Annotated in this window: 13 protein-coding genes and 1 pseudogene; 11 read left to right on the top strand and 3 right to left on the bottom strand. The window is 45.0% G+C overall.

Features of this window, described 5'->3' with window-relative positions; translation table 11 throughout:
- Positions 1-3 precede the first annotated feature (3 nt).
- The gene (locus tag K6T99_11920) at positions 4-189 is read right to left on the bottom strand and encodes a KGG domain-containing protein (GenBank protein MCL6520525.1); all 186 of its coding nucleotides are present in this window, start codon (positions 187-189) and stop codon (positions 4-6) included.
- A 714-nt stretch (positions 190-903) separates the two neighbouring features.
- Between K6T99_11920 and tgt the strand changes: the two genes are divergently transcribed.
- The 9 genes from tgt (at position 904) to nagA (ending at position 12709) form a co-directional block, all read left to right on the top strand.
- Positions 904-2034 carry a tRNA guanosine(34) transglycosylase Tgt gene (gene tgt / locus K6T99_11915; protein ID MCL6520524.1) on the top strand — a complete coding sequence of 377 codons (1131 nt, stop codon included), beginning with the start codon at positions 904-906 and terminating at the stop codon, positions 2032-2034.
- A 3-nt stretch (positions 2035-2037) separates the two neighbouring features.
- Complete coding sequence (locus K6T99_11910; GenBank protein MCL6520523.1) at positions 2038-2700, top strand: HD domain-containing protein; 663 nt, start codon at positions 2038-2040, stop codon at positions 2698-2700.
- A 150-nt stretch (positions 2701-2850) separates the two neighbouring features.
- Positions 2851-5346 (top strand): protein translocase subunit SecD, encoded by a 2496-nt coding sequence (secD, locus tag K6T99_11905; protein MCL6520522.1) that lies wholly within the window; start codon positions 2851-2853, stop codon positions 5344-5346.
- A gap of 151 nt (positions 5347-5497) precedes the next feature.
- On the top strand, positions 5498-7240 hold the full coding sequence (gene recJ, locus K6T99_11900) for a single-stranded-DNA-specific exonuclease RecJ (GenBank protein ID MCL6520521.1): 1743 nt from the start codon (positions 5498-5500) through the stop codon (positions 7238-7240).
- 30 nt (positions 7241-7270) lie between these two features.
- Positions 7271-9475: a bifunctional (p)ppGpp synthetase/guanosine-3',5'-bis(diphosphate) 3'-pyrophosphohydrolase gene (locus K6T99_11895; protein MCL6520520.1), complete on the top strand. Its 2205-nt coding sequence runs from the start codon at positions 7271-7273 to the stop codon at positions 9473-9475.
- The gene (gene dtd / locus K6T99_11890) at positions 9472-9918 is read left to right on the top strand and encodes a D-tyrosyl-tRNA(Tyr) deacylase (GenBank protein MCL6520519.1); all 447 of its coding nucleotides are present in this window, start codon (positions 9472-9474) and stop codon (positions 9916-9918) included. Before K6T99_11895 ends, dtd begins: the two co-directional genes overlap by 4 nt.
- A gap of 54 nt (positions 9919-9972) precedes the next feature.
- The gene (locus K6T99_11885) at positions 9973-10827 is read left to right on the top strand and encodes a tetratricopeptide repeat protein (GenBank protein MCL6520518.1); all 855 of its coding nucleotides are present in this window, start codon (positions 9973-9975) and stop codon (positions 10825-10827) included.
- Positions 10827-11459, top strand: a complete 633-nt coding sequence (locus tag K6T99_11880) for an MBL fold metallo-hydrolase (protein MCL6520517.1) — start codon at positions 10827-10829, stop codon at positions 11457-11459. Before K6T99_11885 ends, K6T99_11880 begins: the two co-directional genes overlap by 1 nt.
- Before the next feature lie 92 nt (positions 11460-11551).
- Positions 11552-12709 carry an N-acetylglucosamine-6-phosphate deacetylase gene (gene nagA / locus K6T99_11875; protein MCL6520516.1) on the top strand — a complete coding sequence of 386 codons (1158 nt, stop codon included), beginning with the start codon at positions 11552-11554 and terminating at the stop codon, positions 12707-12709.
- Here nagA and K6T99_11870 read toward each other — a convergent pair.
- On the bottom strand, positions 12687-13685 hold the full coding sequence (locus tag K6T99_11870) for a hypothetical protein (GenBank protein ID MCL6520515.1): 999 nt from the start codon (positions 13683-13685) through the stop codon (positions 12687-12689). The two genes, nagA and K6T99_11870, sit on opposite strands and share 23 nt — an antisense overlap.
- A 161-nt stretch (positions 13686-13846) precedes the next feature.
- Here K6T99_11870 and K6T99_11865 point away from each other — a divergent pair, with 161 nt between their 5' ends.
- On the top strand, positions 13847-14725 hold the full coding sequence (locus K6T99_11865; protein ID MCL6520514.1) for a zf-HC2 domain-containing protein: 879 nt from the start codon (positions 13847-13849) through the stop codon (positions 14723-14725).
- A gap of 64 nt (positions 14726-14789) precedes the next feature.
- Positions 14790-16493: a hypothetical protein gene (locus tag K6T99_11860; GenBank protein ID MCL6520513.1), complete on the top strand. Its 1704-nt coding sequence runs from the start codon at positions 14790-14792 to the stop codon at positions 16491-16493.
- On the opposite strand, the pseudogene K6T99_11855 reads toward K6T99_11860, so the two are convergent.
- Positions 16442-16551 (bottom strand): annotated as a pseudogene (locus tag K6T99_11855) (flavodoxin-dependent (E)-4-hydroxy-3-methylbut-2-enyl-diphosphate synthase). The gene K6T99_11860 and the pseudogene K6T99_11855 overlap by 52 nt on opposite strands.

Below are 16551 nucleotides of genomic sequence, written 5' to 3'. Positions count from 1 at the left end.
GGACTATTTGCTACTCTTACGCCCGCCACCATGGCTCATAAGTCCACCCTTGCGTCCAGCTTGCCTAGCTTCATGGCTGGTCCATTCATGGGCAGTGCCCTTCGCATGTGCAGCCTTGCCACCTTTGCTAGCAATTTCCCTTTGTTTCTCTGGATCCATCGAGGCAAAGCCACGCTTGGAAGAAGCCATCAATCCCACCCCTCTGCGCTTCATTAACGCCATATAACCAAGCAACTTTTCATAATACTACCCTTAAAAATCAAAGTTTCAAACATTCTAATGTGCAAATAGGGTAATATGCGTTCAGAATAAAGAAACCGCCGAGTAAATCCGGCGGCTTTCTGATAAGGGAGGTTGACAAATAACAAGTGCAGGTATTAATTAACCGGTGAGTACAATGTACTTCTATGGATGAAGACGTCAGGTTACAACGAATTGCTCACCTGCTCATTTAGTTATTTCAAATATAAGATATCATGCCACCAAAGAATTGTCAAGCATCTAACAAAAAACTAGTATAAATTCTGGGCATTAATATGGCTACTCGAAACGCCTTTAAATCATGACAGCATTTTGTTATTCTAGATTGGGATTTACGTGGCCTTGTTCAAAGTTTGTGAATAAACAACAGATGCCGAACATAATAATAACGGTAGGGTGGGACCGGGAGCCGAATGGAACGGCGCTTATCCGGCGCGGAGGAGGAAACAACCCCCGGCCCCATTCCCATCCGCTGGTGGGGAGGATCGCAAATTAATTGCCTCGCATTTGGATTGTTCCATGCTTGAATTGCTCATTCGCCTGCATGAGATACCTGATTCTATGGGGAACTATTTCAAGATACACTCTCAACACATAAAGATTTGACACCGTTTATGAGCCTGACGTATACTGAGATTTCAAATGAAAAAAGCTTCCGGGGATTTCCGGTTTGACGTAATTAATAAAAGCACTGAAACAGCAGCCAGACTGGGTAAACTTCAGACTCCACATGGCACTGTCCAAACTCCTGTGTTCATGCCCGTGGGCACTCAAGCCACCGTCAAAGCGATGAGCCAGGAGGAATTAGCCGACCTTGACTTCGGGATAGTCCTGGCGAACACATACCACTTATATCTTCATCCTGGGCACGAGCTAATTAGACGGGCCGGCGGTCTGCACAATTTCATGAGCTGGAATCGTACACTTCTCACGGACAGCGGAGGCTTTCAGGTTTTTAGCCTCAGCGACCTGCGCCGGATTGGAGAAGAAGGAGTTCTTTTCAAATCTTACATTGATGGGTCCGAACACTTTTTTACACCAGAAAACGTAATGGAGATTCAAGGCGCCATCGGTGCTGATATCATAATGGCATTCGACGAATGCCCTCCATATCCTAGCACATACGAATACGTTCGAGAAGCAACCAGGCGAACTCATGATTGGGCTGTTCGCTGCAAGAATAATTCTCCACCTGGGCAAGCTCTATTCGGCATAGTCCAAGGTGGCATATATCGCGACCTTAGGTCGTGGAGCGCAGAATTTATCTCATCACTCGACTTCCCAGGAAATGCCATCGGTGGAGTCTCTGTTGGAGAACCTAAGGCCGCCATGTATGACATAGTAGGGTGGACTGCTCCACTTTTGCCAGAAGAAAAACCAAGATATCTAATGGGAGTTGGAACTCCGTTAGATATAATTGATTTTGTGATAATGGGCATTGACATGTTTGACTGCGTTCTGCCCACCAGATTAGGACGAAACGGCTCAATGTACACTACTTATGGACGAATAAACATAAAAAATGCTAGGTTTGCCCAAGATTTTTTGCCAATTGACCCTGAGTGCGATTGCTGGGCTTGCCGAAACTATACAAGGGCTTATCTGCGTCATCTATATAAATCAGGCGAGATATTAGCAGCACGACTAGCAACTTATCATAATTTATACTTTTACCAACGTATAATAAAAGGAATTCAGGAAGCGATAAAGGATGATCGCGTGCTTGACTTTCGACGAAAGTTCATAGCAACTTATTCAGCAGAAGGTGATTAATACATGGGGCAAATTTGCCTGCGGGACGTAAAGCGTGACTCGCGTGTTAGAACCTATATAGAGAAGGCAAACGAGCAAATGGCAGCAATAGGTTATACCGAACATGGTTTTCGGCACGCTGGCATCGTTGCAGGTGTATCACGAGGTATAATTCGTCAGCTTGGTAATGGCTCACGCGAAGCAGAACTAGCCGCAATAGCTGGTTATCTCCACGATATTGGAAATGTTATTAACCGCGAGAATCACCAAGAAACGGGAGCAGTTCTAGCAGAAAGCATCCTTAATTCCCTCAAAATGCCACCGGCAGAAATTGCGGTTATCATGGGAGCAATTGGCAATCATGAGGAAGATAATGGATTTCCGATAAACAAAGTCACCGCAGCTGTAATCATTGGCGACAAGTCCGATGTACACTTTTCTCGTGTGCAAAATCCAAATCCTCAGACATTCGATATTCACGACAGGGTAAACCATGCTGTACAAAAGTCATACTTGCGAGTTGATTCAGAAAACAAAATTATTAGCCTAGAATTAACGGTAGATACAACATCAATCAGCGTAACTGAATACTTCGAAATTTTTGTGCTTAGAATGGTTATGTGTCGGAGAGCGGCAGACGTGCTAGGCTGTAAGTTTAAGCTTGTGATTAATGGAATTGACCTATGATTTTTCAAGAATTAAGAAGTAAAATCATTTTATTTGACAATATCTCGGCACATCTGTATAATTGCCCTGTTATATGGCCCGGTTCGAATGATTAATAGACCCGCGCCCCAAAAAGCGCCATAAGGTGACTTAGGGAGGATTACAGAAAAATTGAGACATAAACATATCCTTGCTCTTGTTATTGTATTGGTTGCAGCATCTGCTTTCATTCTTGGAAAGCAACATGTGACAGTAACGGAAAACGGCAAGCAAATTACTAAACCTTGGCATTTAAAGAAAGGCTTAGACCTTGCAGGTGGAGTACGTGTCGTACTCCGCGCAGAAACTGATAAGCTACCTAAAGGTGAAAAATGGAGTTATAAGCACCTAAATGGCATAGTGCGTGTCATTCGCAACCGCGTTGATGCTTTCGGCGTATCCGAACCCCTGATTCAGCCTAAGGGTATTGATCAGGTGGTCGTTGAAATTCCCGACATTCCAAACGTAGACCAAGCCATAGAACAACTTAAGTCAACGGCAAGGCTTGAATTTCGCCACCTGCGATGGGTGCAAGACAAGCGCCACCGTGGAAAATACCAAATGACGATTGAGCAAGACGATCAGGGAAATGACAAGTATGTCTTTACGGACCACGACGGAAAGAATGTACCAGTAGAAAAAGTACTTGCAGAATCCCCAGTCATCGTCACTGGTGCTAACCTCAAGCCTAATGCCCAAGCAAACAAGATGGCTCAGCCTCCATTTGAAGTTTACGTAGCCATCGAGTTTGATAGAGAAGGCAGGAAGTTGTTCGCCGATTTTACGCGGCGTAATGTAGGCGAGTACTTGGCAATAGTCTTGAACGACCAGATTTTGAGTGCGCCAATCGTTAAGGTACCTATTCTTGATGGAAAAGCTACCATTGAAGGCGGCTTCCGAACTATTCAGGAAGCCACACGTCTTGCTGAATTCTTGAATGCTGGCGCATTACCTGTCCCTCTTGAAATAGTGCAGCACCAAAGGGTAGAGGCAACGCTAGGTCAAGATTCTGTAGATAGAAGCATACTTGCAGGAATCATAGGTCTCGGCCTAGTCGTTCTCTTTATGTTCGGCTACTATTTATTGCCAGGAGTAATTGCAGATATTGCACTTGGAATATATGCAGTCCTCACTCTTGCACTGTTCAAAATAATACCTGTAACGCTCACACTGCCTGGCATCGCGGCATACATCATATCAATAGGTATGGCCGTGGATGCTAATATCCTTATTTTTGAGCGATTGAAAGAAGAGTTACGAAGCGGAAAAACGCTTCGCGCGGCAATTGACGCCGGATTTGCAAGAGCATTCACCTCCATTTTCGACTCCAACGTCTGTACGCTAATTACCTGTCTAATACTTGGATGGCTTGGCACTGGACCAATCAGAGGATTCGCCATTGTCCTTAGCCTCGGTGTAATTGTTAGTATGTTCACCGCAATAGTAGTTACGCGAACAATTCTTCACCTTATCGTAAACACCGGATTTGCGCAACATCCTGCATGGTTTGGTGTGAGAAGACAGTGGGTGACAGGACAGACAGGTCGGCAAGTAGATGTTGTTGGACGGATGTGGACTTGGTATGCCATAAGCGCTGCAGTAATTCTGCCGGGATTATTCTTCATCTTCGGCATGCACGGGCTGAAGCCAGGTATTGACTTCACCGGTGGTAGCCTCATGCAACTTGAGTTTAAGCAGCCAGTAGAACGAGCATCTGTTGAGGCAGCACTCAGTGACCTAGGCCTCAGAGGAAGCATGGTCCAGAAATCCAAAGAAGATCCAAAGGAATTCTTTATCCGAACTAAAAACGTCTCCGAGGAAGAATTCCGTACACTTCAAAAAGGACTGAAAGAAAGAGTTGGCGAATTTGAACTACTCGCAACCGAGCGAGTCGGCCCAACTATTAGCCGCGAATTAACTGCGAACGCCTTCAAGGCAATAATATTGGCCTCTCTTGGCATTGTCCTATACCTTTCTGCACGATTTGCCATTGGGGGATTAGCATACGGATTCCGATTTGGAATATGCGCAGTCATTGCTCTTTTGCATGACGTAGGTGTTATAGTGGGCCTCTTTGCAATATTTGGCCACTTCTTCCATTGGGAGATTGATAGCCTATTTGTGACGGCATTGCTAACAGTCATTGGATTCTCAAACCATGACACAATCGTCATATTTGACCGTATCCGCGAGAATCTACGCCACCGCTCGAAAGGGGAAACATTCGACTCGCTCGTTAATAGGAGCATACTACAATCTTTCGCCAGATCAATTAATACATCATTGACGGTTGTGTTGACTCTCATAGCTTTATTATTGTTTGGTGCCTCCAATCCGAGCTTAAAGCACTTCAACGTGGCACTATTGATTGGTATAATAACAGGTACCTATTCCTCCATCTTTAATGCAAGTCAACTTCTCGTCCTGTGGCAGAGAATTGCAAGCAAGCAGCCTCTTAGTGGCGTCCCTTCTGAAGAACCTCGCGCTGCAACAAAGCCACTCGACCTGAAACCTCTTGCCGAACAAACCGAAGGCGAAGGTCATGAAGAAGCGGCTACAGTCAGTCCGGTGCGCAAGGCTCAGACTGCAACCAAAACGAAAACCAAAAAGCGTAAGAGAAGGTTCTAACTTCAGCTCTAAATAGGACAAACTCCAGCCTACAGATTTCTCTAAAATCTGTAGGCTTTTTAATTTTATTTTTGCTAGAATATCGGTTGTTTCACGTAAACCAGCATGCTATGATGTTTTCTGTTGAATGAAAAAGTGTGAGATAAGTTTTATGATTGGCAATAAAGCTAAAAAATCAAAAGATTGGAAGATTATCCAGCCAGATCTCGCCATCGAAGAAGAATTCTGCAATCAAGTCCCAGCCTCACGAATAGTATGCCGCGTTTTATTAAACAGGGGCATTCGAACCCCTAGAGAAGCCCGCGAGTTTTTAAACCCCAGCATGGATAACCTTCACGACCCTAGCCTTTTAGATGGAATCGACCGCGCAGTTGCCAGAACAATAAAGGCCCTAGACGCAGGTGAAAAAATCATGGTCCATGGAGACTATGATGTTGACGGAATCACAAGTACCGCACTTCTCGTCCGTGTACTTAGGGCTTTGCGTGCAGATGTGAGTTGGTATATTCCTCATAGACAGCGTGAAGGTTACGACATCAGACAGTCAGGGATAGAAGAAGCAGCTCGTCGAGGTGCTAACCTTATAATCACCGTAGACTGCGGAACTTCGGCCATCGACGAGATAGAATACGCAAAACGCCTCGGGATAGATGTAATAGTTACAGATCACCACGAACCAGGCCCCAAAATTGCCGAACCTCTGGCTCTCATAAACCCTCGAAAGCGTGATTGCCAGTATCCATTCAAAGACCTGGCAGGTGTTGGAGTTGCATTTAAATTTGCAGAGGCACTTGTGAAGGGTCGTGGTTATGATACAGAGGCATTTCGACGCAGATTTGTTGATCTTGTAGCAATTGGTACAGTAGCTGATATCGTACCTCTTGTTGGTGAAAACCGCGTGCTCACAAAGTGCGGAATTACTGAAATTCCAAGATCGGGAAAACCTGGAATCCAGGCGCTTTTAAAAGTTGCTGGCGTTCACGGAAAACCAATAACAAGCCACATGCTTAGCTATATATTATGCCCTAGACTAAACGCAGCAGGACGCTTGGACGACGCTTCACTTGCTCTCAATCTTCTGCTCACAAAAGAAGAAGCAGAAGCTGAAAAGCTTGCTGAAATGCTCGAATTGCAAAATCGAGAACGCCAAAGAGAACAAGAACGCATAACCCTGGAGGCAATAGAGCAGATAACTGGCCGCTGTCTTGATGAAAAAGCTAAGGTTTTAGTTCTATCGTCGCAAAGATGGCATCCGGGAATAATCGGAGTAGTTGCAAGTAAAATTGTTGATCTTTTTCATAGGCCCGCGGTACTGATAGCCATTGACGAAGCCAATAACAAAGGCGTTGGTTCTGCGCGAAGTATAGACTCTTTTCATCTTTTTAAGGCTCTTATGCAATGCAGCGAACTTCTTGAGCGCTGCGGCGGCCATGCAAAGGCTGCAGGCCTATCAATAATGGCAGAAAAACTCTCTGACTTTGATGAAGCAATAAATGAAGTTGCCGACCATATACTCACTCAATCAGACCTTATTCCTCAGATAGAAGTGGATGCCGAACTAGAAATAGATGAAATAACATATGACCTTGCCACAGAACTCCAGCTCCTAGAACCATTCGGCTACGGCAATCGTGAACCCGTTTTTGCGAGCCGTGACGTAAGAGTTATCAGCAAAACCCGACTGGGAGGAAATGGCAACCATTTAAAACTCAAACTAGCCACACAAAAAACAAAACAAATAGAATGCATTGCTTTCGGATGGGGAGAAAGCGAGCAATTGTTTGAAATTGGAGCTACAGTGGATTTGTGCTATAATGTTCAAATAAATGAATACGCAGGCTTCAAAGTCGTTCAACTTGTTCTCAAAGATGCGAAACCATCTAAATCTACATAAAGGCCTAAGAAAATGACTTCCAACCAGACAATGTGTCCGCCGGCAATACAAAGCATTGTTGAGAAAATGAAAAAATATGCTTCTCAGCAAGATATAGAGCTGGTTGGTAAAGCCTATGCTTTTGCCGAAAAAGCTCATGAGGGCCAATTTCGTCTCTCTGGGGAACCATATATTAACCATCCCGTAGCAACAGCAGCAATCCTTTCGGAGCTCGAAATGGATGCGAAAAGCATTGCTGCAGCTTTGCTACACGACGTCATCGAAGATGGGCATATCACCCGCGAAGAAATAGAAAAAAAGTTTGGCAAAGAAATAGCCCAGCTTGTTGATGGCGTTACAAAGCTCAAGCTAGCAGATTTTGAACCACGAAGCACCGAAGGTGAATCAGGAAAAAAACGCCACTCGGAAGTTAGAAGGAGCGCTGAAAATCTTCGTAAAATCTTTCTTGCCATGGCACATGATTTCCGTGTCATGGTAATCAAGCTTGCCGACCGTCTCCATAATATGCGTACCTTGTCTGCGCTTCCTGAGGAACGGCGTCTTAAAGTAGCCAACGAAACCCTACAAATATTTGCGCCCCTGGCACACAGACTTGGAATATGGCAAATTAAATGGCAATTAGAGGATCTCGCCTTCAAATATGCCGAACCCAAAGCTTACGCCGATATCGTTGAGAAAGTATCGAAAACCAGACGTGAACGCGAACAAGAACTAAACAATGTGATTGAAACCATAAGAGCACGGCTGGAAAGAGAAGGGCTGAAAGCAGAGATTCAAGGTCGACCAAAGCACCTATACAGCATACACCAAAAAATGGCGTCTCAAGAAATCGATTTCAGAGATATCTATGACCTGACAGCAATTCGAATAATTGTGGACACTGTTCCCGAGTGCTATCAGGTTTTGGGCATTGTGCATGATCAATGGATGCCAATTCCAGAAAAGTTTTATGACTATATTAGCAAGCCAAAATCAAACATGTACCAATCTCTTCATACAAAAGTCATTGGGCCAAAAGGCGAACCACTCGAAATACAAATACGAACAAAAGAAATGCACAAAACAGCGGAATTTGGAATCGCTGCGCACTGGCAATATAAAGAAGGCGGAAAACCAGCCGATGAGTTCGAAAGAAAGCTTTCTTGGCTACGTCAACAATTCTTCGAGTGGCAAGCCGACTCAAAAGATGCTGATGAGTTCCTCCGCTCTGTAACCGAAGATCTTTTTTCAGACCAGGTTTTCGTTTTTACGCCCAAAGGCGACGTAATTGACCTGCCAGCTGGGTCAACGCCAGTGGATTTTGCATACCGGATTCACAGCGACCTTGGCAATCATTGCGTTGGCGCGAAGGTTAACGGACGAATTGTTCCGCTGAATTACAAATTCAACAACGGCGACATAGTTGAAATTATATCGAGAAGCAACGCCGTTCCAAGCCGAGACTGGCTCAACTTTGTACGGACATCTACTGCGCGAAATCGCATCAAGGCCTTTTATCGCAAACTTTATCATGCGGAGAACGTAGCAAAAGGCCGAGAAATTCTTGAAAAAGAAATTGAACGCCAGGGTTTGAATCCTGACGATTTTCTAAAACCTGAAAACCTGCAGAAAATACTAGCATCTCTGAAATTTCAATCCGAAGATGACTTGTTTGCTGCAATTGGCAATGGGCATATTGCGGCTCTGACCATTATCCATAAGTTAACAGCAACACAACAGCCGGCTCCAAGACTAAGTGTCTCAGGAAAGCGTCCCCCTCTTGAGGCAAAATTAGGGATAGTTGCAGGAGGGGTAGATGGTGTTGCAATAAGACGAGCGAAATGTTGTGCACCAATTCCTGGTGACGAAATCGTCGGATACGTAACGCGGGGTAGGGGCGTAGCACTGCACAGGAAATCCTGCCCAAACATAGCGATTTATTACGAAAAGGAACCCGATAGGATGGTAGAAGTAGAATGGACGCATGGAGATGGCGAGCGTTTCCAAGCCGGGCTTTTCATCAAAGCACTTGATCGCGTGGGCTTGTTAAACGACATATCGGCGATATTTAGCGAATCTAAAACAAACATCTCATCTGCGAAGATTGCATCGCGACCAGACAAAACTGCATACTTTGATCTAATTGTGGAAGTGAATGACCTTGACCACCTGAACAGATTAATTAATAGCGTTGCCACATTGGGCGATATTCTTGAGGTTCGCCGGGTCAGCATTACAGGTAGAGAGCATTCATGAGAGCGGTAATACAGCGGGTAAAATCGGCATCGGTCAAAATTAATAATAGGACTGTCGGAAAAATTGGCCATGGAGTAGCAGTGCTCTTAGGCGTCGGTATAAATGACACGTCTGAGGACGCCTATTGGTTAGCTGAGAAAACCGCCAATCTCAGAATCTTTGAAGACGGCGAAGGAAAAATGAATTTATCTCTGCTTGACGTTGGTGGTAGCGCCCTTGTTGTATCACAATTCACACTCTATGGCGATGCAAAAAAGGGAAGAAGACCTAGCTTTACAAATGCTGCTCCGCCCGAAAAAGCTGATAGCTTATACCAAGAATATGTCGAAAAGCTTCAATCCCTTGGGGTTCCAGTTGAAACCGGAGTCTTCGGAGCGAAAATGCTGGTAACTATTAAAAATGATGGCCCAGTCACTCTTCTCCTGGACACGGAAGACCATTAGTGATATTCTTCTATATGCCTTTTAAATTGTGAACAATGATAGAGGAGTGAAGAAATGCGCCTAGAGGATTTTTTTCAACTCGATATGGGTGCAAAACGCAGGGAAGTCGACCAAGAAGAATTAACGCCCGAGCGCGAACCTAAAACTGCCGATGGAAATAAGCGCTTGGCTGATTCACATATATCAAAGGGCTATCTTCATCAAGCGATTACTCGATATAAAAAAGCCGCACGGATTGAAAACGACGCCTTCCACCGCACAGATCTGGGCGATGCATATGCTTACGCTGAGCTATCCGTTAAGGCGGTTGACCAATACAAGCGCGCAGTGAAAAAGGACCCAAATCGCCCCGAGCCGCACTTTAGTCTTGCTGAAATTTACACCAGATATGGGAAATGGCACGCTGCCATACAAGAATACGAGCGCGCCATAAAACTAGACCCAAGAAATGCCTTCTACCGCTACAAACTAAGTGGGGCACTTATGAAAACTGGCCAATATAAGGAGGCCATAGGACAGCTAGAAGAGGCAGTACTGATTTGCCCTGACGATGGATTCTACCGTTTTGAGCTTGCAGCCGCTTATGCCGATTCAGGCCATATAGATGAAGCCCTCCCGGAAATGGCCCGCGCTGTCGAAATGACTCCCGGCGATGATTATTATGTGGTCAGGCTTGCAATCCTCTGTGCGCGCGTAGGACTGCTCGAAGAAGCAGTCATCGCCTTAAAAAGAGCAATCCAACTTAATCCAGAAAGGCCAGCATACAAATATCTACTGGGTGCTGTATATTATAACCTTGGCCGCGAAGAAGAAGCCTTCAGTATCTGCCAGGATGCAGGCGATCTACATCCATACGACTTAGAATTTCTAGAGCGCGCGCGCAAATTTGTCGAAGGAGGGCGCTGGTAATGACCGAGCGCCTTCAGGTGAAAAGATTTATCTTGGGATTGTTTGATACAAACTGCTACCTTGTATCAGACCAGTCCAGTAAGCAAGCCCTCATAATAGACCCTGCAGAGGAAAACAGAGAAGTCATTGCAACCATTGAAAAGGATGGGCTCAATGTTATCGGCATAGTTAATACTCATTCTCATGGTGACCACATTGGTGGCAATGGGTCAGTAAAGGCAAAATTCGGCTGTCCCATCTTGATTCACGAGGCCGATGCTCCAGCACTAACAGATGCTTATAAAAATTTGTCAGCTTTAGTTGGGCTAGATAATATTGTTAGTCCACCAGCCGACCGTCTTCTTAAAGATGGAGATGAAATTTTTATTGGAAGATATCCTTTGAAAGTAATCCACACACCAGGGCACTCACCTGGAGGCATTTGTTTACATACCGACGATATAATATTTACAGGCGATACGCTTTTTGCTGGAAGTATTGGAAGATGTGATTTTCCCGGCTGCTCATTCGAACAGTTGATGGCATCCATTCATGAGCTGCTCTTATTGCTTAACGACGATACGAAGGTTTATCCAGGCCATGGTCCTGAAACCACCATTGGTAATGAACGCGCTCACAATCCGTGGATTTAGCTTTTCGATAGAAAAGCCATGCTTCGATACAAAAAGACTAACATCAGAATTGAAATTCAAACTTGCATAATCAAAGACAGGAGAAATACGAAATGAATGCATCAAAGACTACGAGCTGGCGTATGTTTTGTGGGTGGCTAATTACCCCAACACAGGAGATGCAAAACGTTCTTATCGAGGTTAATGACGGCATTATTTCAGCTCTTCAATTGGGAGCTGAGAAGCCAACCGACCGCTCGTGCATTGATGCATCCGACGAGATGGTTGCCCCGGGCTTTATTGATATTCATGTCCATGGTGGCGCAGGATTTGATGTTGCTGACGGAACATACGAAGCGATTTCTTCAATTTCGACACACCTAGCTCGCCACGGCGTGACTTCGTTCCTTCCAACGATTGTAACTTCGCCTTGGCCTACAATTGTTCGTGCAATGGCCGCCATAAAAGAAGCAGTTGACCGTGGAGTGCCTGGTGCCAGAGTTTTGGGTGCACATATCGAAGGACCTTTTCTGAACATCGAATACAAAGGCGCCCAACCACCTGAAAACATACGACCTCCAAGTGTAAAGGAATTTGAGCAATTCCTAGGCGATTATCTCGCTTACATTCGTGTCGTCACAATTGCTCCCGAAGTGTCTGGCGCCGAAGAAGTGATTGAATATCTTATTAAAAAGGGCATTAGGGTATCCGTCGGTCATTCTGGCGCAACGTACGAGCAAGTAATGAAAGCTGCAGCCATGGGTGTTACCAATGCAACTCATACCTTTAATGGAATGAAAGGGCTTCATCATCGTGAGCCAGGAGTTGTAGGTGGTGTTATGGTTAACGATAGGATATTTGGCGAGCTAATCTGGGACAATATTCATGTTCACCCAGGTGCAGCAAAATTACTCGTAAAGGCAAAGGGACCTGGCCGCGTAATCCTTGTTTCAGATGCGATGAGAGCAGCAGGCCTCCAAGATGGAGAATATGATCTTGGCGGACAGATTGTTTTTGTAAAATCAGGACGAGCAGAACTAACGGATGGCACAATCGCAGGAAGCACAGTAACGCTCGACCAAGCAGTTCGAAATGCAACTGAACATGTAGGCCTAAGAGCGGCGGTAGAGATGGCGTCCCTCACGCCAGCAGAATCCATCGGTATAGCCTCAGAAAGAGGCATGATTGAAGAGGGGCTTGCCGCAGATTTCGTCGTAATGGATAAGAATCTGGAAGTAAAGCGAGTATTTATTGGCGGTCTCGAGGTATAGAAGCATATTTTGCGAACTCATCGCAAGCCCACATTTGCCATTCTGGCTTGACACCTAATGATTTTACATCACCATAGAATCCGCATATAAAGCCTCCACCCCGACTGCCAAGTTTATCAATCAATTCGCGAGCCCGAGCTCGGATATAGTTTTCATCGCCTGTCGGAAGATCACGCTGAATATCTACAGGCGACCAAATCGCCGTCTTGCCATGACATACTTCCGCAAGGAAATCAAGCCCAGATAGTGTTGGCTGGTCGAGCTGGAGAACTTTAATTCCCATATCCACAAGACTAGGAATTATATCTTTTATATAGCCACATGAATGCATCCACACATCCAAACCGAGCGCATTTGCGTGCCCAACAAGTTCCCGAAAACCCCATTCGAACATTTCATGCCACAGCTTAGGCGATACCAGCAGTCGTTCTTGAGTACCCCAATCCTCAGCAAACATTACTCCATCGCAATCCGTAGTCGCCCATTGATCCATGCAGCGTTTCAATAGATCAACCACTCTTCTTTGAAGCGCGTTAACCTCTTCGGGATAGAGGAGCACATCTGCAAGAAAAACTTCAATTTTGCGCATATACCGCATAATTGCAAATGGAAAACCATTTAGATGCCCAAGATGGTATTTATCAGGGTTTGCCGCAAATATTTCACGCGCTTTCACATAACGAAGAGGAAGGTCAAGGCGCGGCATTTGATACGTCTCCACCTCCGACCAATCCTTTATAACACCCTCAATCACCTTGCCTCGGGTAGTATTTGGCAAACATTTCCAAACGTTATGCCACTCATCTTCCCATTGCTTAGCGCCTTCTAAATTCCACGTTCGCCATGGCTTCCATTCAGGATCTGGTGTGATTCCAACACTGCAGAAGTCATTAGGATAGGGAGGAGGCAAACTCATTGGACACCTGTCTGGATTCTCGTAGTTAATACAGCGTTTAACCCTTTCCCTGCTCGTCATAATTTTGCCTCTTATTTGCTGTTCCATTCAAAAGTTACGCACCATCCTATGCTTTTCCTCTTACGTAAAACCAGTTATTTTCATACGAAATTTTCTTGTAACTTTTGTCTCTCTTTTGTGTTTGAAGAACTGATACATCGTTTAACAAAGGAGGTATTTAAATGAGCTGTGAGAAAGTGCGTCCAATGTTGCCCGACTACCTAGATGGAGAGGCATGCGAAGACGATGCTCAATTCATAGAAAAGCATCTGGCAGAGTGCTCTTCATGTGCCCAGGAGATGGAAGTTCTCCGACGCATGGCCAAACTGCTTCAAGCAAGCGCAGAAGTTGAACCGCCAGCCGGACTGCTTGAGCGCATAGAAGCTGTAACAATTCAAAAACGCGGAATTCTGGAGAGGCTCCGGACTAAAATTACGACCGCTCCTCAGTATGCCCGCCTTGCAACTGCAGGTTTTGCTGTAGCTGCTCTTCTAGTTGGAATTCTATTTTCCCAATTTGGTGGAAATCGACCCCAGCAACACATCGTCTCAATTTCAGAAAAGCGCCATACCCCAGTTAAAATCTCCGCTAAACAACCTACTCCGAGCACTAATGCTAAACAGCCTGTCGGTAAGCCAAAGATAATTGCCTCCATGCCGAAGTTTAAACAGCCAAGGCGTGTTGCTACTATTGCACGCAAAACTCACGTTAAATCAGGCAAAGAGCGCAAGGTTACAGAACAACCAATGGCCGAAAAACTTGATGAAGCAGTGGCTATTCAGGAAGAGCAGGCTACTCCATCCTCAGAAGCTGCGCAGACGCCAAACGAAGCCACCGAAGGAAGCTCTGGCGCAACAGTGGTAGCCGAACAACCTGAGATTCAAGAGGAGGTGAAAGAACCAAAAATCGCCCCACCAAAGCTGGTTGTACAAGAGGATCCCTTGGCAATCGAACAATTACGTAAGAAACTTGCAGCTAAAAACAAGCAACCAGTAAATATAAAGCTTGATCCTATAGACAACAAAAAGCACTCTGTAACGCTGGTAGGCTTCCGGTTCTAGAACTAGCTATAATCCGGAGGGCCACCTGCGCTTGGCAATCAATGCCAAAGCGAGGTGATGTCTTGTGAAAGCGGCAAAGTTCATATTGGCCGGATGCCTCTCAGCTTTTGTCTTTCTTTCAGTCGCGGCACCCGGAGGAGCATCTCAACTCAACAGCGCAACTGATTCCACGCTGCTGAGTTTTCAGCGTTCGTTAGCTGGAATAACCGAACCTGGACCAAGCATACCATCAACAGGCATACCTAACGAGCGTGGAATCCTCGCCTCTGATGCAATCAAGGGTAATGGGACAAGGGCAGGCTACGTGCTTAGCCACTGCGGAATAATTCCTAACAGCGAAACAGTCACTGTAGACGGCAACCTAAAAGCTAGAAATCGAGATTATTATCTCGACACCACTAGTGGAACAATAGCATTTGCGGAGCCCATAAAAACATATCAGATAGTTCGTATAACCTATCGGTATTCGGAAAGCGCCGATAAGAACCGCGCCTTGCTTGGTTCTCCAGGCTTTCGATTAAACCTTGGCTCAAATTCGAACATGAATGTGTTCTACGCATATCAAGCTGGCGCAAGTGGAACGACAACAAATGCTTTCGATTTGCTTACATGTGGACTAAACATTGAAACGAAGCTAGGCAACCAGAGTTCTATGTCAAATATGCTCTACTTCTCGTCCGCAAAAAATTCGGGCAGGATATCACTTAACCTACTAGGCAAAAATCAAAGCGACTCTCCAGCTCAGAAGCCAAAATCGGACAAACTACTTCTTCACAATTCGAACTGGAAATTAGGACGCCTCACAATAAAACCGATGTATCAAGAAGTAGGAGCAGACTTCGCTGGTTTCACTGCACTTCGTCAGCAGCATGCCGCTCCAGATGAATTACTAAACAGGCTTGAAAAAGAAAAAGGGTTAAAGCGACTAGGATTCCAAGCAGACTATGCCCTAAATAACAACAGCTCAACTAACTTTGCTTGGAATCGCATCGATGATTCACAAGATAGCATTATCAAGCAATCAATATCTTTTACATCGCCAACTGTCAAAGTTGCTGGTAGCATACAGGAAATAGGCGAAAAGTTTACACGGTTTAAAGATCTAGCTGAAGCTGAAAGAGACCAGTGGGCAAGAGAAAAAGGCTTGAAACGGTCTAATTTCGCACTTAGCTTCGCACCAATGAATGGTTTGCCTTCAAATTCAGCATGGAACACCATTGCAATGACCAAAATTTCTGGGAACAATGGCGACTTCAGACTTAGCACGCTTAACTTTGCACTTAAAAGATTTTCACTTTCAGCCACCGATAGCAAAACAGATTCGACCTTCACTCGAATTGGCGACATCTCCGAAGAAGATAAAACAATGATTGCCCTCAAGATAAGACAGGAGTTCGAACCAGGCGCCACCCAAGCAAACGTTACCAATGAGGACAGACAGCATGCCGCGCGTGAAGTTGGTATTTGGCGGCGGAATATCCGCGCGACAACCGAATTTGGCTCCACATCCGCTAGTTTACAACTATTAACATTAGGAGATGACAACAACAGCATTAGAAGGCAGTCCCTCTTCTTTAGTGGAAAAACCTTCTCAATATCAGGCTATGTTCAAAAGATTGACGCAGGTTTCGACAAGCTCACGTTACTAGCCCCAATTGAAAAGCTCAACTTTGCAAATGAGAAAGGTATGGCGAGGTTGAATATAGATGGTAGTTTTATTCTTAATCCATCAACACCTTGTTTTATTGCTTCAAGTGCTAATTTATAATTAAAATGTATATCTGCAACAAGAGGAATTTTTATTCTTTTTTTTATTTCTCCAATTG

It is taken from the genome of Armatimonadota bacterium (assembly GCA_023511795.1).
GTDB lineage: Bacteria > Armatimonadota > UBA5829 > DTJY01 > DTJY01 > JAIMAU01.
This window is presented reverse-complemented; position numbering and strand designations above follow the sequence as displayed.